The organism is Novosphingobium sp. PASSN1 (assembly GCF_002278815.1).
The window spans coordinates 172,504-196,769 of sequence record NZ_NKIS01000001.1; the positions used below are offsets into that span (position 1 = coordinate 172,504).

Annotated in this window: 24 protein-coding genes and 1 pseudogene; 13 read left to right on the plus strand and 12 right to left on the minus strand. The window is 66.0% G+C overall.

Annotated elements, in window-relative coordinates; all coding sequences use genetic code 11:
* The first annotated feature begins 6 nt into the window (after positions 1 to 6).
* Positions 7 to 1,614, plus strand: coding sequence for a protein translocase subunit SecD (gene secD, locus CFE35_RS00750; protein ID WP_292926930.1), 1,608 nt, complete (start codon positions 7 to 9; stop codon positions 1,612 to 1,614).
* A 12-nt stretch (positions 1,615 to 1,626) separates the two neighbouring features.
* Positions 1,627 to 2,604: a protein translocase subunit SecF gene (gene secF, locus CFE35_RS00755; protein WP_292926932.1), complete on the plus strand. Its 978-nt coding sequence runs from the start codon at positions 1,627 to 1,629 to the stop codon at positions 2,602 to 2,604.
* Positions 2,605 to 2,622: 18 nt separating this feature from the next.
* Here secF and CFE35_RS00760 read toward each other — a convergent pair whose 3' ends face one another.
* Together CFE35_RS00760 and CFE35_RS00765 are read right to left on the minus strand one after the other, a co-directional pair.
* Positions 2,623 to 3,828, minus strand: coding sequence for a glycosyltransferase (locus CFE35_RS00760; protein WP_292926934.1), 1,206 nt, complete (start codon positions 3,826 to 3,828; stop codon positions 2,623 to 2,625).
* A gap of 19 nt (positions 3,829 to 3,847) precedes the next feature.
* Positions 3,848 to 4,417 (minus strand): helix-turn-helix transcriptional regulator, encoded by a 570-nt coding sequence (locus tag CFE35_RS00765; protein ID WP_292926936.1) that lies wholly within the window; start codon positions 4,415 to 4,417, stop codon positions 3,848 to 3,850.
* 137 nt (positions 4,418 to 4,554) lie between these two features.
* Between CFE35_RS00765 and CFE35_RS00770 the strand changes: the two genes are divergently transcribed.
* The 3 genes and pseudogenes from CFE35_RS00770 to CFE35_RS00780 all read left to right on the plus strand — a co-directional run bounded on the left by CFE35_RS00770 (position 4,555) and on the right by CFE35_RS00780 (position 5,946).
* Positions 4,555 to 5,040, plus strand: coding sequence for a DUF6456 domain-containing protein (locus CFE35_RS00770; protein ID WP_292926938.1), 486 nt, complete (start codon positions 4,555 to 4,557; stop codon positions 5,038 to 5,040).
* Positions 5,041 to 5,047: 7 nt separating this feature from the next.
* Positions 5,048 to 5,377 (plus strand): annotated as a pseudogene (locus CFE35_RS00775) (DUF885 family protein); the annotation flags it as partial.
* A 212-nt stretch (positions 5,378 to 5,589) separates the two neighbouring features.
* Positions 5,590 to 5,946: a GIY-YIG nuclease family protein gene (locus CFE35_RS00780; RefSeq protein ID WP_292926940.1), complete on the plus strand. Its 357-nt coding sequence runs from the start codon at positions 5,590 to 5,592 to the stop codon at positions 5,944 to 5,946.
* An 89-nt stretch (positions 5,947 to 6,035) separates the two neighbouring features.
* On the opposite strand, the gene CFE35_RS00785 is transcribed toward CFE35_RS00780, so the two are convergent.
* Positions 6,036 to 6,293: a hypothetical protein gene (locus CFE35_RS00785; RefSeq protein ID WP_292926942.1), complete on the minus strand. Its 258-nt coding sequence runs from the start codon at positions 6,291 to 6,293 to the stop codon at positions 6,036 to 6,038.
* 75 nt (positions 6,294 to 6,368) lie between these two features.
* Entirely contained in the window at positions 6,369 to 8,162 is a 1,794-nt protein-coding gene (locus tag CFE35_RS00790) for an ABC-F family ATP-binding cassette domain-containing protein (RefSeq protein ID WP_292926944.1), read from the minus strand.
* A 191-nt stretch (positions 8,163 to 8,353) separates the two neighbouring features.
* Here CFE35_RS00790 and CFE35_RS00795 point away from each other — a divergent pair, with 191 nt between their 5' ends.
* The 3 genes from CFE35_RS00795 to CFE35_RS00805 all read left to right on the plus strand — a co-directional run bounded on the left by CFE35_RS00795 (position 8,354) and on the right by CFE35_RS00805 (position 10,883).
* The gene (locus CFE35_RS00795; protein ID WP_292926946.1) at positions 8,354 to 8,653 is read left to right on the plus strand and encodes a PepSY domain-containing protein; all 300 of its coding nucleotides are present in this window, start codon (positions 8,354 to 8,356) and stop codon (positions 8,651 to 8,653) included.
* Positions 8,654 to 8,768: 115 nt separating this feature from the next.
* Positions 8,769 to 9,446, plus strand: a complete 678-nt coding sequence (locus CFE35_RS00800; RefSeq protein ID WP_292927747.1) for a response regulator transcription factor — start codon at positions 8,769 to 8,771, stop codon at positions 9,444 to 9,446.
* Positions 9,447 to 9,560: 114 nt separating this feature from the next.
* Positions 9,561 to 10,883, plus strand: coding sequence for a HAMP domain-containing sensor histidine kinase (locus tag CFE35_RS00805; protein WP_292927749.1), 1,323 nt, complete (start codon positions 9,561 to 9,563; stop codon positions 10,881 to 10,883).
* 19 nt (positions 10,884 to 10,902) lie between these two features.
* Here the strand turns inward: CFE35_RS00805 and CFE35_RS00810 are convergent, their stop codons facing one another.
* Both CFE35_RS00810 and hemW read right to left on the minus strand, forming a co-directional pair.
* The gene (locus tag CFE35_RS00810) at positions 10,903 to 11,796 is read right to left on the minus strand and encodes a tyrosine recombinase XerC (RefSeq protein ID WP_292926948.1); all 894 of its coding nucleotides are present in this window, start codon (positions 11,794 to 11,796) and stop codon (positions 10,903 to 10,905) included.
* The gene (gene hemW, locus CFE35_RS00815) at positions 11,793 to 12,944 is read right to left on the minus strand and encodes a radical SAM family heme chaperone HemW (protein ID WP_292926950.1); all 1,152 of its coding nucleotides are present in this window, start codon (positions 12,942 to 12,944) and stop codon (positions 11,793 to 11,795) included. The genes CFE35_RS00810 and hemW overlap by 4 nt, the downstream gene beginning before the upstream one ends.
* A 62-nt stretch (positions 12,945 to 13,006) precedes the next feature.
* On the opposite strand from hemW, the gene CFE35_RS00820 reads away from it, so the two are divergent.
* Complete coding sequence (locus tag CFE35_RS00820; RefSeq protein ID WP_292926952.1) at positions 13,007 to 13,651, plus strand: CAP domain-containing protein; 645 nt, start codon at positions 13,007 to 13,009, stop codon at positions 13,649 to 13,651.
* On the opposite strand, the gene rdgB is transcribed toward CFE35_RS00820, so the two are convergent.
* Together rdgB and rph are read right to left on the minus strand one after the other, a co-directional pair.
* On the minus strand, positions 13,599 to 14,225 hold the full coding sequence (gene rdgB, locus CFE35_RS00825) for an RdgB/HAM1 family non-canonical purine NTP pyrophosphatase (protein WP_292926954.1): 627 nt from the start codon (positions 14,223 to 14,225) through the stop codon (positions 13,599 to 13,601). The two genes, CFE35_RS00820 and rdgB, sit on opposite strands and share 53 nt — an antisense overlap.
* The gene (gene rph / locus CFE35_RS00830) at positions 14,222 to 14,938 is read right to left on the minus strand and encodes a ribonuclease PH (protein ID WP_292926956.1); all 717 of its coding nucleotides are present in this window, start codon (positions 14,936 to 14,938) and stop codon (positions 14,222 to 14,224) included. The genes rdgB and rph overlap by 4 nt, the downstream gene beginning before the upstream one ends.
* 124 nt (positions 14,939 to 15,062) lie before the next feature.
* On the opposite strand from rph, the gene hrcA reads away from it, so the two are divergent.
* A complete protein-coding gene (gene hrcA / locus CFE35_RS00835) occupies positions 15,063 to 16,127 on the plus strand; it encodes a heat-inducible transcriptional repressor HrcA (protein WP_292926958.1) in 1,065 nt (354 codons plus the stop codon).
* Complete coding sequence (grpE, locus tag CFE35_RS00840; RefSeq protein ID WP_292926960.1) at positions 16,124 to 16,687, plus strand: nucleotide exchange factor GrpE; 564 nt, start codon at positions 16,124 to 16,126, stop codon at positions 16,685 to 16,687. The genes hrcA and grpE overlap by 4 nt, the downstream gene beginning before the upstream one ends.
* 15 nt (positions 16,688 to 16,702) lie before the next feature.
* Here grpE and CFE35_RS00845 read toward each other — a convergent pair whose 3' ends face one another.
* The 3 genes from CFE35_RS00845 to CFE35_RS00855 all read right to left on the minus strand — a co-directional run bounded on the left by CFE35_RS00845 (position 16,703) and on the right by CFE35_RS00855 (position 18,510).
* Complete coding sequence (locus CFE35_RS00845) at positions 16,703 to 17,374, minus strand: isochorismatase family cysteine hydrolase (RefSeq protein ID WP_292926962.1); 672 nt, start codon at positions 17,372 to 17,374, stop codon at positions 16,703 to 16,705.
* A gap of 93 nt (positions 17,375 to 17,467) precedes the next feature.
* Positions 17,468 to 17,974 carry a vgr related protein gene (locus CFE35_RS00850; protein ID WP_292926964.1) on the minus strand — a complete coding sequence of 169 codons (507 nt, stop codon included), beginning with the start codon at positions 17,972 to 17,974 and terminating at the stop codon, positions 17,468 to 17,470.
* Positions 17,971 to 18,510: a copper chaperone PCu(A)C gene (locus CFE35_RS00855; protein WP_292926966.1), complete on the minus strand. Its 540-nt coding sequence runs from the start codon at positions 18,508 to 18,510 to the stop codon at positions 17,971 to 17,973. Before CFE35_RS00855 ends, CFE35_RS00850 begins: the two co-directional genes overlap by 4 nt.
* A 180-nt stretch (positions 18,511 to 18,690) precedes the next feature.
* On the opposite strand from CFE35_RS00855, the gene dnaK reads away from it, so the two are divergent.
* Together dnaK and dnaJ are read left to right on the plus strand one after the other, a co-directional pair.
* Positions 18,691 to 20,598 carry a molecular chaperone DnaK gene (gene dnaK, locus CFE35_RS00860; RefSeq protein WP_292926967.1) on the plus strand — a complete coding sequence of 636 codons (1,908 nt, stop codon included), beginning with the start codon at positions 18,691 to 18,693 and terminating at the stop codon, positions 20,596 to 20,598.
* 76 nt (positions 20,599 to 20,674) lie between these two features.
* Entirely contained in the window at positions 20,675 to 21,811 is a 1,137-nt protein-coding gene (dnaJ, locus tag CFE35_RS00865) for a molecular chaperone DnaJ (protein WP_292926968.1), read from the plus strand.
* A 16-nt stretch (positions 21,812 to 21,827) separates the two neighbouring features.
* On the opposite strand, the gene CFE35_RS00870 is transcribed toward dnaJ, so the two are convergent.
* Positions 21,828 to 24,146 (minus strand): patatin-like protein, encoded by a 2,319-nt coding sequence (locus CFE35_RS00870; RefSeq protein WP_292926970.1) that lies wholly within the window; start codon positions 24,144 to 24,146, stop codon positions 21,828 to 21,830.
* Between the last annotated feature and the right edge of the window lie 120 nt (positions 24,147 to 24,266).

Genomic DNA, 24,266 nt, shown 5'->3' on the forward strand with positions numbered 1-24,266 from the left:
CTCGAAATGCTTGAATTTCCGCGCTGGAAGGTGATCTGGCTCTGGGCGATCACGCTGGCCGCTGCGCTGGCCGCGGTCCCGTCGCTCCTGTCCACCATGGGTTTCGCCATTCCAGCCGGGGTCTATGCGCCCAAGGTCAATCTGGGGCTCGATCTTGCGGGCGGCAGCCATATCCTGCTCGAAGCCGATCCCGCACAAGTGCGCCAGCAGCGCATCGAGGGCATGGACGAATCCGTGCGCGGCAAGCTCAAGCAAGCGGGCGGCAATATCCGCATCAGCGACATTTCCAACCGCGACGGCGCGCTGACTTTCCTGGTTGAAGATCCGGGCAAGGTCGATGCGGTGCGCGAGGCGATCCTGCCGCTGACCAACGGTGCGGGGCTGACCGGCGCGCGCGACTGGACGATCAACGTGATCGACGGCAACCGCTTCGTGCTCAAGCCGACGCCCGAGGGCATCGATCAGGCCGTGGTGCAGGCGATGGAGACCGCAGTCGAAGTGGTGCGCAAGCGCATCGACGCGCTGGGCACGCGCGAGCCGACGATCATCCGTTCCGGCCCCAACCGCATCGTGGTGCAGGTGCCGGGCCTGCAGGACCCGCAGGCGCTCAAGAACCTGCTCGGGCAGACCGCCAAGCTGGAGTTCAAGCTGGTCGATACGACCGCACTGCAGAGCGATATCCAGCGCGGTGTCGCGCCTCCGGGCAGCGAGATCGTGCCGTATGCGCCGGGCAAGGACGGCGGGCCGGTGGGCTCGATCGCGGTAAAGCGGCTGGGCGGCATTCGTGGCGATCAGCTGACGAACGCGCAAGTGACGAACAACCAGCAGACCAACGAGCCGCAAGTGGCGATCACCTTCACCACCGAAGGCGGCGCGCGGTTTGCCAAGCTGACGACGCAGAACGTCAACAAGCCGTTCGCGATCATCCTCGATGGCAAAGTGCTTTCCGCGCCCAACATCAACGAGCCGATTCTGGGCGGCAGCGCAGTGATTTCGGGCAACTTCACCACGCAGGCGGCCAGCAATCTGGCGATCTCGCTGCGCTCGGGCGCACTGCCGGTCGATCTCAAGGTGGTGGAAGAACGCACTGTCGGGCCGGACCTCGGCGCGGATTCGATCCGCAAGGGCATGATCGCGATGGCGGTCGGCACGCTGGCGCTGGCCGCGTTCATTCTGGCGACATACGGCCGCTTCGGGGTCTATGCCTGCATCGCGCTGGTGTTCAACGTGCTGATGATCCTGGGCGTGATGGCTCTGATCGGCACGACGCTGACGCTGCCGGGCATCGCCGGTTTCGTGCTGACCATCGGCGCGGCGGTGGACGCCAACGTGCTGATCAACGAGCGTATCCGCGAGGAAAGGCACCGCGGACGGCGCGTGTTCCAGGCGGTGGAGATGGGCTATAAGGAAGCCAGCCGTGCGATTTTCGACGCGAATATCACCAACGTGATTGCGGCGGTTTCGATGGCCGCATTCGGCTCCGGCCCGGTGCGCGGGTTTGCCATCGTGCTGCTGATCGGCATCGCGACTTCGGTGTTTACCTCCGTGACCATGACCCGGCTGTGGGTGGCGCAGTGGCTGCGCCGCGCGCGTCCCACTGAAATTGCCTTGTAAGGAACCGGCCCGATGAAGCTCCTCAAGCTCGTTCCCGACAACACCAACATCCGGTTCCTGCGCTGGCGCGTGCCGTTTTACGTGATCAGCATGCTGCTGATGGCCGCGAGCCTTGGCCTCGTGTTCACCAAGGGCCTCAACCTTGGCGTCGATTTCATCGGCGGGCAGATGATCCGCGTGACCTTCACCCAGAGCGCGGAAGCGCCGGTTGCTGTGCTGCGCACCGAGATCGACAAGCTGGGCTATGGCGAACCGATCATCCAGCGTTATGGCAAGCCCAACGAGATCTCGATCCGGATGAAGCTGCCGGAAGGCGCGGACCATGATTCCGGCCTTGCCGACAAGATGGCGCGCACGATCACCGCAGACATCAAGGCCAAGCACGCCGATGCGCGCGTGGACGGGGTGGATTCGGTCTCGGGCAAGGTTTCAGGCGAGCTGTGGCACAGCGCGGTGCTGTCGCTCGGCCTCGCGGCGCTGGCGGTGGCGGCTTACATCTGGCTGCGCTTCGAATGGCAGTTCGGCATCGGCGCGCTGTTCAGCCTGGTGCACGACGTGGTGCTGACGCTGGGTCTGTTTGCGGTGACGCAGCTGGAATTCGATCTCAACATCGTGGCGGCGCTGCTCACGCTGATCGGCTATTCGCTCAACGATACGATCGTGGTTTATGACCGGATCCGCGAGAACCTGAAGAAATACCGCAAGATGCCGATGCCCGAGCTGCTCGATCTATCGGTGAACGAGACGCTGGCGCGCACGCTGGTGACGTCGCTTTCGATGCTGATCACGCTGCTCGCGCTGCTGCTGTTCGGGCCGGACGTGATCTTCGGCTTCACCGCAGCGATCACGCTGGGCATCTTCGTGGGTACGTACAGCTCGATCTACATGGCCGCGCCGATCCTGATCTGGCTCAAGGTGACCTCGAAGAGCTTCATCCCGACCGAAACGGCGCTCGACAAGCAGGAGCAACTGGCGCGCGAGCGGGGCTGAGCCGCCACCGGCTGCGCATCAGGCGCCTGAGACAGCCTTTTCGTAGATCCCGGCCAGCGCGGCGGCGTTTGCGGCCCAGCTGAACCGGGCGGCGCAGGCCGCGACGTCTGCTTGCGCGGGCGGCGCTGCGAGCAAGTCTGCAATGGCCGCTGCAATGGCGGCGGGCGTGCGTTCGGCGAGGCGTCCGGCAGCGGGGCAGGCGATCACTTCGCCCGCGCCGCCGATGGGCGGGATCACCAGCGGCGTGCCGCAGGCGAGCGCTTCGATCCACGCATTGGCAAGGCCCTCGCGCTCTGACGGCAGGACCATGACATCGGCGGCGCTGAGCAGCGTGGGCAGCACATCGTGGCTGACTGCGCCGAGCATGTGCACCCGGCTGGAAATGCCCAGCGCGGCGGCGCGGGCGCGCAAGGCGGCTTCATCCGCGCCCGTGCCTGCCAGCGCGAGATGGATATCGCCGGGCAGGCTGGTCAGCGCTTCTATGGCGAGTGCTTGTCCCTTGATCGTGATCAGCGCGCCGACGCAGACGGCAAGGCGGTCTTGCGGGCGCAGCGACAGGGCTGGGAGGCTGGCGGCAAGCCGGGCGCGGGCTTCGGCGCGGTGGAGCGGCTGGAACCGGGCGTGGTCCAGCCCAGTATAGTGGACCGTGATCCCGGATGGTGGGGCAAGGCCGAGCGTGTCCATATCGCGCGCCAGGGCGGCAGACACGGCGAGTACGGCGCATGCATCACGCGCGGCGCGGCGCATCTGGCCAAGTGCTGTTTTGCTCTGGCCCCACAAGTGAATGTCTGAGCCACGCGCCTTGATCGCATGAGGCAGACCGAGCGCAGCGGCCACGCGGGCGGCTGCAGGGCCATCGGGATAGAAGAATTGCGCATCCACCAGATCGAATGGCGCTTCGGCATGCAGGCGGCGGGCGAGCGGCAGCACGGCGTGCGCGATCATCAGGTAATTGATGCGCATTGAAAGGCGCGGGATCAAAGTGAAGCGCGGGTGGTAGACAGGGATCGGTCCGCCGGTTTCCAGTTGCGGGATCGCTGAAAGCGGCTTGTATCGGCCCACGTTGCTGAACGGCGGCGGCGGCAGGCCGATAGGGTTGATGACAGTCACGTCCCAATCCCCGCGCGCCGCCAGCGCCTCCATCTGGCGCGCGACGAAGCGGCCGAAGCCGGGACGGACAGGTGCGGGATAGAGCGTCGAAATCGACAGCAGGCGGCGCTTCATTGGACCGATCTGGAGGACGTCAGAGCGAGCGGACGAGCAGTTCGGCCACGCCGAGCCATGCGGGATGATCGATCACCACCTGCCGCTGGCCGACGCCGGGCGGGAGCAGGGCCACGCGGTCTCCGTCCCGATCAATCATGCGGCCGAAGGCGAAGCGGCCGCCGGGGCGGGGGGCGAGCACATCGCGGTTGAGCGCGCGGGCGAAATCGGCAGCGTCGACCTGCTTGAGCCAGACCTGATCGCCGGCGCGGTATTCACCCGCGCTTGCTTCGACTGTCATCACGACCATCTGCGCCGAGCCGGGCCCGACCGGGAACACGGCGGACATCGGCTTGGCCAGTGCTTCTGCGCCGCCCGCAGCGAGGCGGGCGATGATCTGGGGTTCGGCTTCGGCTTCGGCCTTGACCAGCAACTGCGGATCGACATCGAGCGCGGCGGCGATGCGGTTCATCCAGCCCAGCGAAAGCGAGCGCATCCCCGTTTCGAGGCGGCCGATGGTTTGCGCGGTGGTGGGCGGCGCGCAGCGCGCGGCGACATCGGCCAGCGTGAGGCCCTTTTGACGTCGGATATCGCGGATGCGGTTGATCATGGTTGGCGGCGCACTCTTTGGGGCCTTTCGGCTGCTTTTACAGCTTTTGGACGCGGGGACAAGTTTTGCGCTTTCCTACAGGCGCGACTCTCCGGCAAGACCTCAATTGTTCCTGATTTGTTCGATGGAGGGGCGTGATGGCGCAAGTTCTGGTGAATCGTGAACTGACCGAGGAAGGGCCGCGGGGGCTGGACGGGGTTCGTCCCGGTGGGGGCGGCGGCGCGGTGCGCAGTGTGCGGGTGAACCTCGCCGAGTCGCCGTTGACGTGGCTCCATGCGCGCGGGCATCTGAATGATCGGCAGTTCGCAGCGGGCGAACGGCTCCGCGCGGATTGGGAGCGGGCAGAGCTCGCGCCATCGGTGACGATGCGCTGGGATCCGGTGCGGATCGCGGGCGGGGAGCCGGGGCTGACGCAGAGCGAGCGGCAACTGGCGGCAAGGCGGCGGTTTGACGGGGCGATTGCGGCGGCGGGGCCGGGGCTTTCGGATATCCTGTGGCGCGTGGTCTGCGCGGGCGAAGGCGTGCCGGCGGCGGAAAAGGCGCTGGCGTGGCCCGCGCGCAGTGGCAAGCTGGTGCTGGAACTGGCGCTCGACCGGGTGGCGGGATTTTATGGGCTCGGGTGAGGGATGGTTCCGCGCGGCGCGGTTGGTGGTCGATACCGGCATCCACCACTACCGCTGGAGCCGCGAGAAGGCGACCGCCTATATGGTCGCCACCACCGGCTTCGCGCAGGCGCGCAGCCAGCGCGAGGTGGAGCGCTATTGCGTGATGATCGGGCAGGCGTGCAGCTACAAGATCGGGCATACCGCGTGGGTGAAGGCGCGGGCGAAGGCGCAGGCGGCCTTGGGGGACAAGTTCGGCCTGCCGTGGTTCCATGGGATTTTGGAGGAAGGCACGATGCCGCTGTTCATGCTGGAAAAGCGGATCGAGGAGCGCACGGCGGAGCGGTTGGCTGGGTGAGAGGGGGCTGGCGTCTGGGACCAGTAGCACCCGGCGGGCGCGGTGCCGGGCGGTGAGGCCCAAAGTTAGCCAAGCCCCGTGTCAAGCTCGGGGCGACGGTCGGTTTTAGATGGCGAATTGGTGGGCCATGATGGCTGAAAGTGGGTGGGTTCCGGCCATTCCTGCAACCACCTTCTTCGTCGCCCCGTGCTTGACACGGGGCTTGGCTTTTCTTGCGACCTTTCGTTTGGCATGAATGCCAGATGGAAAAGGGCGGCTGGGTCTACATCATGGCGAACCGCTATCGCGGCGGGACAAATGTTGGCGTCACCTCCGATCTCACGCGGCGCGTGTGGCAGCACCGGGAGAATGAAGGCTCAATCCATGTCAGGGACTTCGGAAAGACCAGGCTCGTCTACGCCGAACGGCACGAGGAAATCGAACCCGCCATCGCACGGGAAAAGCTCGTCAAAAAATGGCGCCGGGAATGGAAGTTCGCGCTGATCGAGGCAGACAATCCCGATTGGCTCGACCTTTGGGACCAGTGGTACCCGGCGGAAGGCGGGCCGTTGGGCAACGCTGGAAGGTAGCCAAGCCCCGTGTCAAGCACGGGGCGACGTTGGGTTTTCGGTGGCGATTTGATGAGCCATGATGGCTGGGATTGGTGGGAAGCCGCCGCTCAAGGGCAGTCATTGAACGCGTAACATCCGACAAACATAGCATTGATCGGCCACGAGACGAAAGCGAGCCCGATAGTGACCGACATGATCACCTTGAACCCCCGCGACGGCACACGCCAGACTGCCAGCAGTGATGCCGCGAGCCAAATCAGCGCGAGAACGAGGTAAAGCGAGAATTTCAATGTTATCATGCCAGGCGAGGCAAGCAGAAGTGCGTAGCCGATGATGACCACGACAAGGGCGAGAAAGACACGCATTGTCGCGGATTTAGAACGCCTGCAGAATTTCCGCAACTGGGGCGTTTGCAGTCCGTCTGACCGAACCCAACGTCGTTAGCCCTCCACCATCTCCGCCAATTCCAGCCAGCGCTCTTCCGCTGCGTCCTTCTCCGCGCGGGCCTTGTCCAGCGACGCGGTGAGCGCAGCGAAGCGGGCGGGGTTCTTCGTGTAGAGGTCCGGGTCCGCCAGCGCGGCTTCATCGAGGGCGATGGCTTTTTCCAGTTCGGCGATGCGGTCTGGCAGCAGCTCGTAGTCGCGCTGGTCCTTGTAGGTGAGCTTGGCCTTTTTGGACGGTGGGGGCGGCGGCGGCGCGGCGGCGGGTTTGTCCGCCGTTTCGCGCGCCACGGGCTTGCCCGCGAGGCGTGCCTTCCGCTGCTTTTCCCAATCGGCATAGCCGCCCGCGACCACATCGACTTTGCCCGAGCCGTCCATGCCGAGCGTGATCGTGACGGTGCGATCAAGGAAGTCGCGGTCGTGGCTGACGATGAGGACGGTGCCGTCGTAGTCCGAAATCACTTCCTGCAGCAGATCGAGCGTTTCGAGATCAAGGTCGTTGGTTGGCTCGTCGAGCACGAGGAGGTTCGAGGGGCGGGCAAATTCGCGCGCCAGCAGGAGCCGCGAGCGTTCACCGCCGGAAAGCGTGCCGACGCGGGCTTCGACCATGCCGGGATCGAACAGGAAGTCCTTGAGATAGCCGTGGATGTGCTTGCGCACCCCCTGCACGTCGATCCAATCGCTGCCTTCGGCGACCACATCGCGGATGCGCTTTTCAGGCGACATCAGGCTACGCTGCTGGTCGATGATGACGGGGGTGAGCGTTTTCGCCAGCGTGACGGTGCCGCTGTCCGGCTCCAGTTCGCCGGTGAGGAGCTTGAGGAGCGTGGTTTTCCCTGCGCCGTTCGCACCGACGAGGCCGATGCGGTCCTTGCGGGTGATGCGCAGGGAGAAGTCCTTGACGATCACGCGTTCGCCGAAGCGCTTGGTGATCTTGTCCGCGACGATCACCGCCTTGCTTTTGGCATCATCGCTGGCGAGGGTGAGCTTGGCCGCGCCTTGCGGGCTGAGCATCGCGGCGCGGGTTGCGCGCATTTCCCAGAGCTTTTCGAGGCGGCCCATGTTGCGCTTGCGCCGCGCGGTGACGCCGCGTTCGAGCCAGTGGGCTTCGATCTTGAGCTTGGCGTCGAGCTTGTCCGCCGCGCGGGCTTCCTCGGCGTAGACCGCTTCCATCCACGCTTCGTAGCCGCCGAAGCCGATTTCGCGGCGCCGGAGCGAGCCGCGATCCAGCCACAGCGTCGCCCTGGTCAGGCGCTCCAGGAAGGTGCGGTCGTGGCTGATGACGACGAAGGCGCCATTGTAGCGTTGCAGCCAGGATTCCAGCCATTCGATGGCGGCGAGATCGAGGTGGTTGGTCGGCTCGTCCAGCAGCAGGAGATCAGGCTCGCTGGCGAGCGCGCGGGCGAGGGCGGCGCGGCGGCGTTCGCCGCCCGAGGCGCTGTCTGCCTTGCGGGAAAGGTCGATACCAAGCTGCCCGGCAATGGATTCGACTTCATGGCGCGGCGGGGCGTCCTTGCCGGAAAGCGCGAAGTCCATGAGGGTTTCATAGCCGGTGAAGAACGGGTCCTGCTCCAGCGTGACGACGCGCGTGCCCGGCTGGACCGAGCGGGTGCCCTTGTCTGCATCGACGGTGCCCGCGATGAGCTTGAGCAGCGTGGTTTTCCCCGCGCCGTTGCGGCCGATGAGGGCGAGGCGATCACGCGGGCCGATCTGGACATCGAGGTCCTTGAACAGCCAGCTTGTGCCCTGGTTGAGGCCGAGGCCTTCCCAGCTGAGAATAGGTGCTGCTGCCATGATGGGCCGCGCTTAGCCGGGGCAGGGGCCAAGGTCCAGTATCTGCGCAAGGCGGCTTGGCATGAGGCTGCTCGTTCTGTCATATTGCCGGATTAGGGGAGCGAGCCTTGGGGGGACCGCTTCCCCCCGCACGTTCACAAGCTATGCGTTCACAAGCTATTCAAAGGCCGCAGTCTATGCCGCTTCGCATCATGCGTTGGACCACATCTCTGCTCGCCCTTGGCCTCCTCGTTTCGCTTGCCCCTGCCGCCGATGCGCAGCAACGCGCCGATGAGCAGGGTGAGGCGCGGCGCGATCTGCGTAATGGCAACGTGCGTTCGCTGCGAGAGATTGAGGCGCGCGTGCTGCCGACCAAGCGCGGGATGCAGTATCTCGGCCCCGAATACGATCCGACCGCGATGGCCTATCGGCTGAAGTTCATTCAGGGCGGGCGCGTGGTGTTTGTCGATGTGGACGCGCGCACGGGGCAGATTCTGGGCGAATCGCGCTGATTGGCGAGTCTTGCGGGGAGCAGAACGGCCCGTTCCTTGACCGTTCATGTTTGTCGCTCCATCAAGCCTGTTCATATTCCGTGCCGCCAGTGTGCGGCGCAGCAAGGGGCAAGCCATGCGCATCCTGATCGTCGAGGACGAACCCACTCTCGGCAAGCAGCTCAAGTCCACGCTCGAAGCGAACGGCTATGCCGTCGATCTTTCGGTCGATGGCGAGGACGGCCATTTCATGGGATCGACCGAGGATTACGATGCGGTCGTGCTCGATCTGGGCCTGCCGGAGATCGACGGACTGACCGTGCTGGGCATGTGGCGCAAGGAAGGCCGCACGTTTCCGGTGCTGGTGCTGACCGCGCGTGACAGCTGGTCGGACAAGGTGGCGGGGCTTGATGCCGGGGCGGACGATTATCTCGCCAAGCCGTTCCAGAGCGAAGAACTGATTGCCCGCCTGCGCGCGCTGATCCGCCGTGCTTCGGGCAATTCCTCGTCCGAGCTGATTGCGGGCGGCGTGCGGCTGGATACCCGTTCGGGCCGCGTGACGCTGGACGGCGAGCCGGTGAAGCTGACCGCGCAGGAATACAAGCTGCTCTCCTACTTGCTCCATCACAAAGGCAAGGTGGTGAGCCGCACCGAACTGATCGAGCATATCTACGATCAGGATTTCGACCGCGATTCGAACACGATCGAGGTGTTCGTCACGCGCATCCGCAAGAAGCTGGGGCCGGATGTGATCACCACGATCCGCGGGCTGGGCTATAGCCTCGACGATCCGGCGCACGGCGGGCGCGGCTGATCCGCAGGCCGGCGCTGAGCCGAGGTGGAGCACGCCGTGATCACCCCTGAGGCACCGCCGGCGGCCAATGCGGCCCCGGCGACGGCGCCGCACACGGGTTCGCTGACGCGGCGGATGCTGCTGATTGCGGTGGCGTGGATTTCGGTCCTGCTGCTGGGCGGCGGCCTCGCGCTCGACCGGACGATGACCGGGCTGGCGACCCGAAATTTCGATGACCAGCTCGGCTATATGCTGACCGCGATGGTCGGTTCGGCCGAGATCGGACCGGACGGCGAGGTGTTTTTCAACCGCGCGCTGGGCGATCAGCGGTTTCTTGAGCCCAATAGCGGTCTCTACTGGCAGATTTCGGGCAAGGGGCACGAGGATTTCCCCTCGCGCTCGCTGTGGGATCGCACGCTCAAGCTGAAAAGTGACCACTTCGACGGGACGCCGCACGTTTATGACAGCGAGCAGTTTGGCGAGGAGCGGCTGCGGATCATCGAGCGGTCGGTGATCCTGCCGGGCAGCCCGATCAAATGGCAGTTTGCGGTGGCGGCCAGCCGCAGCGAGCTCGATGCGCAGATCCGGCGGATCCGGGCGATCCTGATCTGGTCGTTCGTGGTGCTGGCGCTAGGCCTGATCGCGATGGCGGCGATGCAGACCTACTACGGCCTTGGCCCGCTGCGCCGCGTGCGCCGCGCGATTGCCGACATGCGCGAAGGACAGGCGCGGCGGGTGGACGAGCCGCTACCGCTGGAAGTGCAGCCGCTGGTCGAGGAGATCAACGGTCTCCTCGAACATTCCGAGCGGCAGGCCGAGGAAGCGCGCACCCATGCCGGGAACCTCGCCCATGCGCTGAAGACCCCGCTGACCGTGGTGATGAACGCGGCGACCGCCAAGGCGGATGATCTTGCGGACACCGTGATCCGCGAGGCGGCGGTGATGCGGCGGCAAGTGGACCACCACCTGGCGCGCGCGCGCGCCGTGGGCCGCCGCGCCACGGGACTTGCGCGCGCCAGCGTGGGCGAAAGTGCGGAAGCCGTGGAGCGCGCGGTGGTGCGGCTTTATCCTCATGTGCGCTTCGACATGGACGGCAACCGCGAGGCCAATGTCGCGATCGAGCGGCAGGATCTCGATGAAATCCTCGGCAACCTGATCGAGAACGCGGCCAAATATGGCGGCGGATCGGTGTTCGTGACGATGGACGCGGTGCCGGACGATCCGAAGACCTGCGAAATCTGGATTGAGGATGACGGGATGGGCATCCCCGATGAGGCGCGGGGCAAGCTGTTTGCGCGCGGGGCACGGCTCGATACCGGCAAGCCGGGAACCGGGCTGGGGCTGGCCATCGTGCGCGATGTGGCCGAGCTTTATGGCGGGGCGATTACGCTAGGCGAGAGCGAGGATCTGGGTGGGCTGATGGCGGTGCTGCGCCTGCCGAGGGCGGCGGGGAAGTAGGCCCCGCCTAGGCGCGCGGCTAGGCTCTGGGATGCGCGCTGCGATAGACATCCAGCAGCGTGGCGGCATCGACTTTGGTGTAGATCTGGGTGGAGGACAGGCTGGCGTGACCCAGCAGCTCCTGCAAGCTCCTGAGGTCTGCGCCCGCGCCCAGCAGGTGCGTGGCGAAGCTGTGGCGCAAGGCGTGAGGCGTGGCGGTGGCGGGCAGACCTAGCACCACGCGCGCGCGGGCGACGGCGCGCTGGATCATCGCTTGCGCGAGCGGGCCGCCTTTCGCGCCGCGAAACAGCGGGGCATCGCGTTCCAGCGGCCAGGGCACTTTGGCGGCGTAGTCCTCCACCGCAGCTTTCACGATGGGGAGGATCGGCACGACGCGCTGACGGCTGCCCTTGCCGGTGACGGTGAGCGCATCGCCCAGCGGCAGCGCAGCGGCGGTGAGCGAGAGTGCCTCGGCAATGCGCAGGCCCGCGCCGTAGAGCAGGAGGAGCACGGCCCGGTCACGTGCACCGATCCACGGCTCGGCGCCTTCGTCGGCTACCATCGCTGCGAGGTTTACCGCGTCATCCGGGGTGACGGGGCGGGGCAAGCCCTTCTTGATGCGGGGGCCGCGCAGGCGGGGCGGCGGGGCTTCGGCCATGCCGGCCTGCGTGCGGGCAAAGCCGAGGAAGGCTTTCAGCGCCGAGAGTTCGCGCGCGGCGGAGACATTGCCGATGCCGTCTTCGCGCCGGGCGGCGAGCTGGCGGCGGACGCTCGCGATATCGAGCGCGGCCAGCGAAGCCCAGTCTTGCGGCGGCGGGAGCGCAGCGAGGAGGCGCGCGGCGGTGGCGACATAGGCGCGCACGGTGTGGGGCGAACGGCGGCGGGCGAGCGCGAGGTGATCGCGCCAGGCTTCGAGCAGATCAGGTGCGCTCATGCCAGCGCCAGCCCGGCGGGGACGAGTTCGCCCAGCAGGCCATCGAGCAGCGGCATACCGGCTTCGGTGACGATCAGGCGGTCGGTGCGCGGGCTGAGCAGGCCTTGCGCAGTATAGAACGCGCGCTTGGCCGGATGGATGAGGTCGGTTTCCGCAAGGCCGAAGCGGGCGGCGAGCGCGGCGGTGCTGATGCCTTCGGCCAGGCGCAGGCCCATGAGGAGTGCTTCGGAGGCTTGCTCGCGAATGCCAAGCTCACGGATTTCGGCGATGCCGTGCGCTTGCGCGCTGACGGCCTTGAGGAAGTTTTCGGGCTTCTTGTGGCGCACCGTGGCAAAGCCGCCGCGCCGTCCGTGGGCGCCGGGGCCGATCCCGGCATAATCCTGATAGCGCCAATAGGTGAGGTTGTGGCGGCTTTCCTCGCCGATGCGGGCGTGGTTGCTGATTTCGTAGGCGGGGAGGCCTGCCGCGTTCGTCATTTCGCGGGTGAGGGCGAACAGATCGCCTGCCGCATCATCATCGAGCGGGGTGAAGCGCCCCTCGCGCACCAGCGTGGCAAAGCGCGTGCCGGGTTCGATGGTCAGCTGGTAGAGCGAGAGGTGGCCGGTGCCGAGCGCCAGCGCGCGGGTGAGTTCGGCTTCCCACAAAGCGGGCGTGTGATCGGGGCGCGCATAGATCAGATCGAAGCTGACGCGGGCGAAATGGCGCTGCGCTACCTCCAGCGCGGCAAGGCCTTCGGACGCATTGTGCAGGCGGCCAAGGAAGGTCAGCGCTGCATCATCGAGCGCCTGCAGACCGAGCGAGACGCGGTTGATGCCGACCCCCGCCAGCGCGGCGAAGTTGGCGGCTTCGACCGAGGAGGGGTTGGCCTCCAGCGTGATCTCGATACCGGGCGCAAAGGTCCAGTGGCGGCTGGCGGCTTCGATCAGCACGGCGACAAGGGCAGGCGGCATCAGCGAAGGGGTGCCGCCGCCGAAGAAGATCGAGGTCAGCTCGCGCCCGCCGGTCAGCGCCGCTTCATGGGCCATGTCGGCCAGCAACGCGGCCTGCCATGCCGCCATGTCGGTGCGTTCGCGGACATGGCTATTGAAATCGCAATAAGGGCACTTGGCGAGGCAGAACGGCCAGTGGATATAGAGGGCAAAGGCCATTCCCCTTTTCAGCCTGAGTCCCGTGCCCAAAGTCAAGGGCCAAAGCCGGAGGAACAGCGCATATGCCGGGCAGACGAAGCATTCTTGCATGTGTTCTGGCGGCGCTTGCGGCCAGCCAGCCCGCAGCGGCGCAAGTGACGGTGGTGCCGGGCGAGGGGGTGGCCCAGCGTCTGCTCGATGCGCAGAACGCAGAGCGCGCACGGCTGGGGCTGAAGCCGCTGGCGTGGAGCGCCAAGCTGGCAGATCACGCTCGCAAGTGGGCGCAGACCCTCGCGACATCGGACATGTTCGAGCATGCGCCGGTGGGGGCCGATGGCGGCGAGGGCGAAAACCTGTGGTTCGGATCGAAGGGTGACTACAGCCCGGAAGAGATGATCGCCTTCTTCGTGGAGGAGGGAAAGCAGTTCAAGCGCGGCACCTTCCCCGATGTGTCGACCACCGGGAACTGGCAGGACGTGGGGCATTATACCCAGCTTATGTGGCAGGATACGCGCGAGGTGGGCTGCACGATTGCGAGCAATGCGCGGCGCGATTTTCTGGTGTGCCGCTATTGGCCGGCGGGCAATACGGTGGGCAAGCCGGTATTCGATTATGCCGCGAAAGTTGTGGCTGCGCCTGCCACGAGTGCGCCGCCAGCCGTGGCGGCCGCGCCGGTCAAGTCAAAGCCGAAGAAACGAGCTTCGAAAAAGCGTCGGCGCGGTGGCTGATCTTGTGCTTTTCGGCGGGGTCCAACTCGGCGAAAGTGCGGGTATCGCCTGAAGGCACGAACACGGGGTCATAGCCGAAGCCGAGCGTGCCGCGCGGCGGCCACGTCAGCGTGCCGGGGGCGCGGCCTTCGAACACCGCCTCGCGGCCATCGGGCCATGCCAGCGCGAGGACGCAAGCGAACCAGCAGTCACGAGGGGTTTGTGGGCCGAGTTCGGCCAGTTTGCCCTCGACTTTGCCCATCGCCATGTACCAGTCGCGGCCAGGCCCGCCTTCAAAGGGCGCGGCTTCGGCCCAATCGGCGGTGTAGACGCCGGGCGCGCCGCCCAATGCGCTGACGCAGAGGCCCGAATCGTCCGCAAGCGCAGGGAGGCCCGAGGCGCTGGCCGAGGCGTGGGCCTTGATGAGGGCGTTTTCGGCGAAGGTCGTGCCGGTCTCGGCCGGTTCGGGCAGGCCGAGTTCGCCAGCGGAAAGGCACTCCATGCCATAAGGGGCCAGCAGCGCCCGGATCTCGCGCAGTTTGCCCGCGTTGTGCGTGGCGATGACGAGCTTTCCGGGCGCGAGCAGGCGTGTCACCGCTTGGTTGCCTTTTCCTGCGCCGCGAAGATTTCGCCGCAGCCGATGCGGGCGAGGCGCAGGAGACGCAGCAAGCCTTCCTCGTCATAGGTCGCGCCTTCGGCCGTCGCCTGCACTTCGGCGATGTGGCCGCCTTCGATCAGCACGAAGTTCGCGTCGGCATCAGCCGAGCTGTCCTCGATATAGTCGAGATCGAGCACCGGGTTGCCATTATGGATGCCGCAGGAAATCGCGGCGACCTTGCGGGTCAGCGGGTCTTCCTTGATCGCGCCGCTGTCCATCAGCCCCTGCACGGCAAGGCGCAGCGCAATCCATGCGCCGGAGATCGAGGCGGTGCGGGTGCCGCCGTCGGCCTGGATCACGTCGCAGTCCAAAGTGATCTGGCGTTCGCCGAGCTTCTTCATGTCCGTTACGGCGCGCAAGGAGCGGCCGATCAGGCGCTGGATTTCCTGCGTGCGGCCCGACTGCTTGCCCTTGGCGGCTTCGCGGCTGCCGCGCGTGTGGGTGGCGCGGGGGAGCATCGAGTATTCCGCCGTGACCCAGCCTTCGCCCTTGCCGCGCATGAACGGCGGCACGCGCTCTTCGACCGAGGCAGTGACGAGCACCTTGGTATCGCCGAAGCCGATCAGCACCGAACCTTCGGCGTGCTTGGTGAAACCGGTTTCAACAGTGATGGCGCGCATTTCGTCTGCGGCGCGGCCTGAGGGACGCATGGGAATTCCTTTGGTTCGAGTTTGCGCTGCCTTTAGCCGTGCAGGCGCGGAAGGAAAGGGGCTAACGCACAGGCTGGTAAGCCGATCCCTTTCATGGCGCGGAAAACTGCCCTAGATGAGGCACATGGCTGGACCCGGACTTTCCGAACTCTCCACGCGCGCTCGCGACATTTTCCGGCTGGTGGTCGAAGGCTATATCGCCAGCGGCCTGCCGGTGGGTTCGCGCACGCTGGCAGGCAGCGGGGCGGTGTCGCTTTCGCCCGCTTCGATCCGTTCGGTTCTGCAGGAATTGCAGGATGCGGGCCTGCTGGCCGCGCCGCATACGAGCGCGGGGCGGATGCCGACCGAGGTGGGCCTCAGGCTGTTTGTCGACGGGATCATGCAAGTGGCGGAGCCCTCTGCGGCAGACCGCGCACAGATCGAGCGTGGGCTGGCCGAGGGCGGCACGATCGAGGCAGCTTTGGCGGCGGCAAGCTCCGCCCTTTCCGATCTTTCGGCGGCGGCGGGCGTTGTCATGGTGCCGCGCCGCGAACTGAGGCTGGCGCAAGTCTCGTTCGTAGCGCTGGGGCAGGGCCGCGCGCTGGTCGTCCTGGTGGGCGATGACGGCAGTGTCGAAAACCGGGTGATCGATCTGCCGGGCGCTGCCAATGCGATGACACTGGAGCAGGCGGGCAATTATCTCACCGCGCGCATGGCCGGGCGCACGCTGGCCGATGCGCTGCGGGCGATCCAGACCGAGATCGCGGGCGGGCGCAGCGCGCTCGATGCCGCCAGCGCAGCGCTGGTCGAGCGGGGGCTTGCGGTGTGGAGCCGCGATGCGGCGCAGCGGCCAGTGCTGGTGGTGCGGGGCCAAGCCAATCTGCTGGATGAAGCGGCGCTGGGTGATATCGAGCGAGTACGGCAGTTGCTCGACGAACTGGAAAGCGCCGAGGCGATTGCGGGCGTGCTCGATGCCGCGCGCGAGGCGGATAGCGCGCGCATTTTCATCGGCAGCGAGAACCGCCTTTTCTCGCTCTCCGGCTCTTCGGTGATCGCAGCCCCCTGGCGCGATGGGGATGGGCGCGTGGTCGGCGTAGTTGGGGTTATCGGGCCGACGCGGTTGAATTATGCGCGGGTTGTCCCCATGGTTGATTTCACAGCCCAATCGCTGGGCAGGATCATCACGCAAGATGGATTTACACGGAAATGACTGACAACGACACGCGCCCGACAGACGCCGAAGTGGCTGCCGAACTGGAGGGCGTGCCTTCCGAGTTGACCGATGGCGGCGATGCGCTGGCCGATGTGGTCGAGGCGCTGAAGGGCGATCTCGAAGCGGCGAAGCAGGACGTGCTCTATGCCAAGGCGGAGACGCAGAACGTGCGTCGCCGCATGGAAAAGGAAGTGGCCGATACCCGCGCCTATGCCGCGACGGCGTTTGCGCGCGACATTCTTTCGGTGGCGGACAACCTTTCGCGCGCGCTGGAGACGATTCCGGCAGAGCTGCGCGAGGACGACAAGATGAAGAACCTCGTCGCGGGGCTTGAAGCCACGGGCCGCGAGATCGAGAAGGTGTTTGCAAGCCACGGGATCAGCCGGATTGCCGCCAAGGGCCTGCCGCTCGACCCGCACCAGCATCAGGCGATGCTGGAAATCCCTTCCGATGATGTGGAGCCGGGCACCGTGCTGCAGGAATTGCAGGCCGGCTACATGATCAAGGACCGCCTGCTGCGCGCAGCGATGGTGGCGGTGGCGAAAAAGCCTGATTGATCAGCGCCGGATTGATCAGCGACTCAGCAGCGCCACCACCTCATCCGTATCGTAGAGATCGGCGAACACGAACGCCATGTTGTGCAGCGTGGCGGCGTGTTCGGCGTCCGTCAACGCGGCGTTGGCGTCGGCGGCGATCAGCACGCGGTAGTTGAGCTGCATCGCATCGCGCGCGGTGCTTTCGCAGCAGCAGTTGGTGAGCGTGCCGGTGATCAGCACGGTATCGATGCCGCGCGCCTTCAGCACCGCATCCAGATCGCTGGTGCCGGGGGTGAAGCCGCTGAAGCGGTGCTTGTCGACCACCGCGTCGCCGCCCTGCACATCGAGCGTGGGCCAGAAATCGTGGTAATGCGCGCCCGGCGTGAAGGCGGCGCGGTGGGCGGCGGCGCCTGCGCCAAGGCGGCGGACGAATACCGACCAGCTGGCCGCATCGGGTGTGGTGAAGCGCAGGAACACGTTGAGCCCGCCACTGGCGCGCACGGCGGCGCTGATGCGGTTCACATTGCCGACAATCTCGCGCGCCATCGGCACTTCGACCGGCGAGCCTGCCTCCATGAAGCCGTTCTGCAGATCGACGCAGATGTGCGCGAGGCGGCTGGGATCGATATCATCGAACACATTGCGCATGCCCCCGCGCGGAGCCGCGACGGCATCAAGAATGGCGTGGGTATCGACGGCGTGCGGCATGGCGGACTTTCCTGAAAAACCGTCTTGTAATGCTGCCTTGTGCAGGAGCCGGGGGCCAGCTGGAGCGGGCGGCCGTTTCGGCTGGCGCAATCTTCAGGCCCGCATTTCTGCCACACCGCCGAACGGAAGCACATTCGCAAGCACCGCCAGCGGCGGGGCGAGGGGTGACGGCGCGCCTTGTGCCGCAAGGAACGCGTGGCGCACGAGCTCGGCTTGCTGTTCGATGCCATAAGCGGTGAAGGGCCGAGCCGCATCGAAGCTGTAAGAATAGCGGCAGAACGGGTGGCGCATCAGCGGCAGATAGAACCGCCCGTGCTGCTGGCTTTGCCACACGTGGACGAGTTCGTGGATGAGCAGGCCCTGATCCCCGAGTGGGGCCGTGCTGAAATCATCGCAGTAAGCCTCGCTAGTCGGATGGAAATGGATGTGGCCCATCGGCGCCATTACCGTGCCGCGCGGCTGGAACGGGAAGAACCGGCGGCGGCGAATGCGCACCGGCGCAAGGTCGAGCGCCTCGCCGAACACGCCGCGGGCCAGATCGAATTCGCCGGGGGTGAGGGGCCGCTCACCCCCGGGCCGAAGGGCGGGAAGCCCGCTCACATATGGTCCATCATGCCTTCCATCGCGCCGATTTCCTCGACTTTGGCGAAGGTGCTGACTTTGTCGCCATTGGCGAGGGTGAAGGTCACCTCGACATCCTTGCCCGCCTTGACCGTGCTGGCGATGCCAAACAGCATGACATGATAGCTGCCTGCCTTGAATTCCGCAGGCTTGCCCTCGCTGAACTCCACGGCCTTCACCGGTTCCATCGAAGTGACGCCGTTCTCGGTCTTCGATTCATGCATTTCGGCGCGTTCTGCGCCATCGACATGGACGGCGGCCAGCGTGTTGGGCTTGCCCGCATCCTGCTGGATCGTAAAGTAGAGCACGCCCGGAGCGCCCGCGACGGCGGGGAGCTTGATCACCGGATCGATCACGCTGACATGCGGCGCATTATCAGGCGCATTTGCGTCGGGCGCGGCGCCTGCATCGGCCGCCGCCGCACCGCTGGCATCGGGCGCGGGCGCGTTACCGCCGCATGCTGCGAGCGCGAGCAAGCTCGTGGCGGCAAGGGCGGCAAGAGCGGTAGAACGCATGGGGCGCATCGAGGTTCTCTCCAGTTTGGAAACGAGATGTAACATAGGCGTGGGCGTGGGCCTTGTCCCGGGGCGAAGGCGACCTATATCGCCCGATGAAAGAGCTGCATAGACGAAGGCTTGCCCGGTTCGGGGGGCGCTTCACAGGCGGCGTCTCGCTGACAAGGAAACAGGAACACCATGGCTAAAGTTATCGGTATCGATCTCGGCACGACCAACAGCTGCGTTGCGGTGATGGACGGCGGCACCTCGAAGGTCATCGAAAATTCCGAAGGCGCGCGCACCACGCCCTCGATCGTCGCGTTCACCAAGGACGGCGAGCGCCTGATCGGGCAGCCGGCCAAGCGCCAGGCTGTGACGAACCCGGACAACACCGTGTTCGCGGTGAAGCGCCTGATCGGCCGCCGCTTCGAAGATCCCATGACCCAGAAGGACATGGCGCTGGTTCCTTATGGCATCGTCAAGGGCAAGAACGGCGACGCGTGGGTCAAGGCAGGCGGCGAAGACTACAGCCCCAGCCAGATTTCGGCCTTCATCCTGCAGAAGATGAAGGAAACCGCCGAGAGCTATCTTGGCGAGACCGTGACGCAGGCGGTGATCACCGTGCCGGCCTACTTCAACGACGCGCAGCGCCAGGCGACCAAGGACGCCGGCCAGATCGCGGGCCTTGAAGTGCTGCGCATCATCAACGAGCCGACCGCGGCCGCGCTCGCCTATGGCCTCGACAAGCAGGACGGCAAGACCATCGCGGTCTACGACCTTGGTGGCGGCACGTTCGACATCTCGGTGCTGGAAATCGGCGACGGCGTGTTCGAGGTGAAGTCCACCAACGGCGATACGTTCCTTGGCGGTGAAGACTTCGACAACGTGCTGGTCGAGTACCTCGCAGACAAGTTCAAGTCGAAGGAGAACATGGATCTCCGCACCGACAAGCTGGCCCTCCAGCGGCTCAAGGAAGCCGCCGAAAAGGCCAAGATCGAGCTGTCGAGCGCGCAGACGACCGAGATCAACCTGCCGTTCATCACCGCGCGCATGGAAGGTGGCAGCACCACCCCGCTGCATCTGGTGGAGAACGTCACGCGTTCGGATCTGGAAAAGCTCGTCTCGGGCCTGATCCAGCGCACGCTGGAACCGTGCCGCAAGGCTATTGCCGATGCGGGCCTCACCGCCAAGGACATTGACGATGTCGTGCTCGTCGGCGGCATGACGCGCATGCCGCGCGTGCGTGAAATCGTGAAGGAGTTCTTCGGCAAGGAACCGCACACTGGTGTGAACCCGGACGAAGTCGTCGCCATGGGCGCGGCGATTCAGGCGGGCGTGCTGCAGGGCGACGTGAAGGACGTGCTGCTGCTCGACGTGACCCCGCTTTCGCTGGGCATCGAGACGCTGGGCGGCATCATGACCAAGATGATCGACCGCAACACGACGATCCCGACCAAGAAGAGCCAGGTCTACTCGACCGCCGAGGACAACCAGCAGGCGGTGACGATCCGCGTGTTCCAGGGCGAGCGCGAGATGGCGCAGGACAACAAGCTGCTCGGCCAGTTCGATCTCGTCGGCATTCCGCCCGCGCGGCGCGGCGTGCCGCAGATTGAAGTCACGTTCGACATCGACGCCAACGGCATCGTGAACGTGTCTGCCAAGGACAAGGGCACGGGCAAGGAGCAGCAGATCCGCATCCAGGCCTCGGGCGGGCTTTCGGACAACGACATCGACCAGATGGTGCGCGATGCCGAAAAGTTTGCCGAAGAGGACAAGAAGCGGCGCGAGGCAGCCGAGGCGCGCAACAACGCTGACAGCCTTGTCCACGCGACCGAGCGCCAGCTTGAGGAGAACGGCGACAAGATCGACGCCGCCCTGAAGGCTGAAATCGAAGCCGCGATTGCCGAGACCAAGACGGCGATCGAGGGCGGCGATCCGGCCGACATGAACGCCAAGACCCAGGCCCTGACTGAAAAGGCGATGAAGATGGGCCAGGCGATCTACGAGAAGGAGCAGGCTGCTGCTGCTTCGCCGGATGCCGCGGCTCCGAAGGACGCCGATGACGTGGTCGATGCCGAGTTCTCGGAAGTCGACGACACCAAGTGATGTTGCGCTGAACCGGTCCGCTGCCTGTCTCTTTCGGGACATGGCAGCGGGCCGTTCGCCTTGAATGGGGACCGCAATGTCGGCAGAGATCGATTTCTACGAACTGCTCGAGGTTGAGCGCACTGCGGACGAGAAAGTTCTCAAGTCCGCCTATCGCAAGCTTGCCATGAAGTTTCACCCGGACAAGAACCCCGGGTGCGCGGACAGCGAAGCGAAGTTCAAGCAGATCAACGAGGCCTATGCCTGCCTCTCCGACCCGCAGAAGCGGGCGGCTTATGATCGCTATGGCCATGCTGCGTTCCAGCAGGGCGGCGGCGGCGGTCCCGGCGGCTTTGGCGCGGGCGCAGATTTCGGCGATCTGGGCGATATTTTCGAGACGATCTTCGGCGGCGCTTTCGGCGGCGGCGGAGGGCGTCAGCAAGCCCGGCGCGGCGCGGACTTGCGCTACGACATGGAAATTACGCTGGAAGACGCCTTCCACGGCAAGCAGGCCGAGATCGCGGTCGAAGTGGCGCAGGGGTGCGAGCCTTGCGGCGGCAGCGGCGCGACACCGGGCACTTCGGCGCGGCGCTGCAACCTTTGCGGCGGGCACGGCAAAGTGCGCGCGCAGCAGGGCTTCTTCATGGTCGAGCGCACGTGCCCGACCTGCCACGGGCGCGGCGAAGTGATCGAAAGCCCCTGCAAGAGCTGCCGGGGCGAAGGCCGCGTCGATGCCGAGCAGAAGCTGGAAGTGCAGATCCCGGCGGGGGTCGATAACGGTACGCGCATCCGGCTTGCGGGCAAGGGCGAGGCGGGGCCGTTCGGCTCACCGCCGGGCGACCTGTACATTTTCCTCCACGTGAAGCGCCACCGCATGTTCGAGCGCGAGGGTACGACGCTGCTCACGCGCTGCCCGATCAGCTTTACCAAGGCGGCATTGGGCGGCGAGATCGAGATTCCCGGTGTTGACGGCGCGCGGCACAAGATCGAGATCCCCGCCGGGATCCAATCGGGCAAGCAGCTGCGCAAGCGCGGCGCGGGTATGCCGGTGCTGCAGGCGCGCGGCGCGGGCGATCTGGTGATCGAAATTCAGGTCGAAACGCCGACCAAGCTCTCGGCCCGCCAGCGCGAACTGCTGCGCGAGTTTCAGGCGACCGAGACGGGCGAGGAAACCCCGCAATCCAAAGGGTTCTTCGACCGCATCAAGGATGCCTGGAGCGATCTGACGGAGTAGCGGGCGCGGGGGCCGTTCAGCCCCCCCCGAACATTGCGTTCACTTCGGCGATCACTCCATCGACCATGCCGGGCTCGGCCATGAGGCGCGGCTTTTCCTCTTCGAGAATGGCGAGGAAGGCGTCGCGCTTGAATGCGCGGATCACGCCTTGTGGCAGCGGTGGCTCAGCCGTCGAGGCAATCAGGTCGATCGTGCGTTCTGCGCCGTGGAGGCGGCCCCAGAGGTAGTCGTTCTCGCGGTAGGCGCGCGCGAAGAACGCGCCGAAGTGGAAGAACTCGATCCCCTTGAGGCAGGCGAAGGTGCCGCCGGTGCGGATCGAGGTCGCGTCTTCGGGCGATATGCGGTCGACCTTGACGGGATCGAACTCGCCCATGCCTTCGCCCTGTAGCAAGGGCAGCGTGGCGACATCGTAGAACGGAAAGCCGAGATAGGCATAAAGGAAGCGGCGGCGTAGCGGCTTGCTCATCGCGGCGAGGCCTTCGACGATCATCGCATCGACGGCAAGATCGATCCCCGCAAGATCGCGCCGGTCGGCGATTGCGTTCAACACGTCGGCGGGATGGGTCAGCGCGGCGGCGGCGGCTTCGGCGAAATCTTCGCCCAGCCCGGCTGCGGTCTGCTTTGCCTGATAGAGCGCCTGCGCCCGGTAGACCACGTCGCGCGCGGCTTCGCGCTCGGCCGGGGTGATCCCCTCGGCATCGTCCCAATCCTGCGTCAGTCGCCGGGCGAGCAGCTTGAGGCGGCGGATGCGAAAGCCCAGATCGTGCGCGCGGAAGAAGGCGATGGCCTCTGCCGTCGCGCCGCCTTTGGCCAGCGCCAGCCGATCAAAGCCGAGCGCGGCGAGGTGCGCCCACAGCTGCGCTTCCACGTTGCCGCGCGGCGGAGGATCGATCAGGGCTTCCTCGATCACGCCCGCGAGCGCGGTGACCACGCCGGCGAGCTTCACTTGCGCATAGCCGTGGAAGGCAAACCCGGCCTGTTCGGCGGCGGCCTGCTGCGCCTTGGCGCGCCATGCGGTGAGGCGTTTCTGATTGGGCTGGTCGAAGAAGAAGGTGTAGCCGAACAGGCGCTCCACTGCCGCGTCGATTTCGCTGCGCAAGGTATCGACGATCATGCGCAGCCGCGCCCGTTCGCGCGATTGGGCCTCCAGCGCCTCGAGGTTGTCACGGATCGGCTGTTCACGCGGGATCGAGGAGAGCGAGCCGAAGATCGCCGAGAAAAATCCGACGGTGCGTTCGAGGTGATCGGTCGGTTCAAGGCGAACCGGGCTGGGGTCGATATAGACGAAGCGGCGATCCACCTCGCGCTGGGCGGGGCGATCCCGCAGCACTGCCATGGCGGGCGCGAAGGGGCGGTTGACCAGCACTGCGCCATCGACCAGCGCGACATCCGCGAGTTGCCCGCGCTTCCAGCGGCTGGGCATCACGCGCTTGAGAAAGGCATCGCGCCCCGTCCACGCAAGGCCGCGTTCACGCATCAGGCTGTCCATTTCGGACAGCATCAGCGGGGGGAATGCGCCGGGAAAGCTGGCGGTGGAGCGCGCGGCGAAGACCAGTTCGGCGCGCTCGGCCAAGTCCTCGCCCAAGCCCGCTGCGGCATTGCGGCGAAAGCCGATGGCGAGGCGGTGCTCGCTTTCCTCGACCACCGGCGGGCTGTTGAGCTGCAGGTCTTCAAGGTGGCCGTTGAAATCGGTGGCGGTGACGAGGAGATCGAGCGGGTGCCCGGCGGGAAGCAGCGGCGGGGTGTTGCCGCCGGTTTCGCCCATGGCATCGAGCGCTTCGGCGAGAAGGTGGGAGAAGCCGATCCCGCTGAACGGCGGGGCGAACCAGCGCGCGCGGATGAGGTGGGAGAGCTTGTAGCGCACTTCCTTGCGCGTTCTGGCCGAGGCGACGGTGCGGCTGACGACATTACCCGGGCGCTTCAGGAGGAACCACACCAGCGGCTGCGCCCAGAACTTGGCAAAGCTGCTCCAAGGCCGGGCATCGGGATCGAGCAGGACTTCGACGTCGGCGCGTTCAAGCCACAGCCGGGTGAGCGGTTCGAGGCTCTGTCCGCTGGCGAGGGCCTGCGCGAGGAACACGCCGTTGATCCCGCCTGCGCTGGCGCCCGAAATGATATCCGGGATGATCCGCAGGCGCAGCTCGCGCGTGTGCGCAAGCGTTTCGAGCAGACGGCGATAGACCGCCTCGGCCCCATCGCTCGGCAGGCTGGCATCGTGAAACGCGCGGCTGGCGCGCGTGGCGTACCAGATCTCCTTGGTGACGCCGTGCATGTAGACCGCAAGGCTGATGCCGCCATAGCAGACCAGCGCGAGGCGCAGTTCCTTCTCTCGCATGCAAGGTAACATGCCAGTGATTGCACCGCTTCGCCAGAGCGGCAGCGTGGACAATCTGCGGCTGTAAACCCCGCCGACATTATCGTGCTAGCGGACAAGCTGGCGTCGCAAAATCGGGAC

Excerpts from the sequence above, each read along its gene's own strand:
- grpE (WP_292926960.1), top strand. The coding sequence starts at position 16,124 with ATGACTGACAACGACACGCGCCCGACAGACGCCGAAGTGGCTGCCGAA.
- dnaK (WP_292926967.1), top strand. The coding sequence starts at position 18,691 with ATGGCTAAAGTTATCGGTATCGATCTCGGCACGACCAACAGCTGCGTT.
- hrcA (WP_292926958.1), top strand. The coding sequence starts at position 15,063 with ATGGCTGGACCCGGACTTTCCGAACTCTCCACGCGCGCTCGCGACATT.
- CFE35_RS00765 (WP_292926936.1), bottom strand. The coding sequence starts at position 4,417 with ATGATCAACCGCATCCGCGATATCCGACGTCAAAAGGGCCTCACGCTG.
- CFE35_RS00760 (WP_292926934.1), bottom strand. The coding sequence starts at position 3,828 with ATGAAGCGCCGCCTGCTGTCGATTTCGACGCTCTATCCCGCACCTGTC.
- dnaJ (WP_292926968.1), top strand. The coding sequence starts at position 20,675 with ATGTCGGCAGAGATCGATTTCTACGAACTGCTCGAGGTTGAGCGCACT.
- secD (WP_292926930.1), top strand. The coding sequence starts at position 7 with ATGCTTGAATTTCCGCGCTGGAAGGTGATCTGGCTCTGGGCGATCACG.
- CFE35_RS00770 (WP_292926938.1), top strand. The coding sequence starts at position 4,555 with ATGGCGCAAGTTCTGGTGAATCGTGAACTGACCGAGGAAGGGCCGCGG.
- CFE35_RS00820 (WP_292926952.1), top strand. The coding sequence starts at position 13,007 with ATGCCGGGCAGACGAAGCATTCTTGCATGTGTTCTGGCGGCGCTTGCG.
- CFE35_RS00845 (WP_292926962.1), bottom strand. The coding sequence starts at position 17,374 with ATGCCGCACGCCGTCGATACCCACGCCATTCTTGATGCCGTCGCGGCT.
- rph (WP_292926956.1), bottom strand. The coding sequence starts at position 14,938 with ATGCGTCCCTCAGGCCGCGCCGCAGACGAAATGCGCGCCATCACTGTT.
- CFE35_RS00855 (WP_292926966.1), bottom strand. The coding sequence starts at position 18,510 with ATGCGTTCTACCGCTCTTGCCGCCCTTGCCGCCACGAGCTTGCTCGCG.
- secF (WP_292926932.1), top strand. The coding sequence starts at position 1,627 with ATGAAGCTCCTCAAGCTCGTTCCCGACAACACCAACATCCGGTTCCTG.
- CFE35_RS00810 (WP_292926948.1), bottom strand. The coding sequence starts at position 11,796 with ATGAGCGCACCTGATCTGCTCGAAGCCTGGCGCGATCACCTCGCGCTC.
- CFE35_RS00800 (WP_292927747.1), top strand. The coding sequence starts at position 8,769 with ATGCGCATCCTGATCGTCGAGGACGAACCCACTCTCGGCAAGCAGCTC.
- CFE35_RS00785 (WP_292926942.1), bottom strand. The coding sequence starts at position 6,293 with ATGCGTGTCTTTCTCGCCCTTGTCGTGGTCATCATCGGCTACGCACTT.
- CFE35_RS00870 (WP_292926970.1), bottom strand. The coding sequence starts at position 24,146 with ATGCGAGAGAAGGAACTGCGCCTCGCGCTGGTCTGCTATGGCGGCATC.
- CFE35_RS00805 (WP_292927749.1), top strand. The coding sequence starts at position 9,561 with ATGCTGCTGATTGCGGTGGCGTGGATTTCGGTCCTGCTGCTGGGCGGC.
- CFE35_RS00795 (WP_292926946.1), top strand. The coding sequence starts at position 8,354 with ATGCGTTGGACCACATCTCTGCTCGCCCTTGGCCTCCTCGTTTCGCTT.
- hemW (WP_292926950.1), bottom strand. The coding sequence starts at position 12,944 with ATGGCCTTTGCCCTCTATATCCACTGGCCGTTCTGCCTCGCCAAGTGC.
- CFE35_RS00790 (WP_292926944.1), bottom strand. The coding sequence starts at position 8,162 with ATGGCAGCAGCACCTATTCTCAGCTGGGAAGGCCTCGGCCTCAACCAG.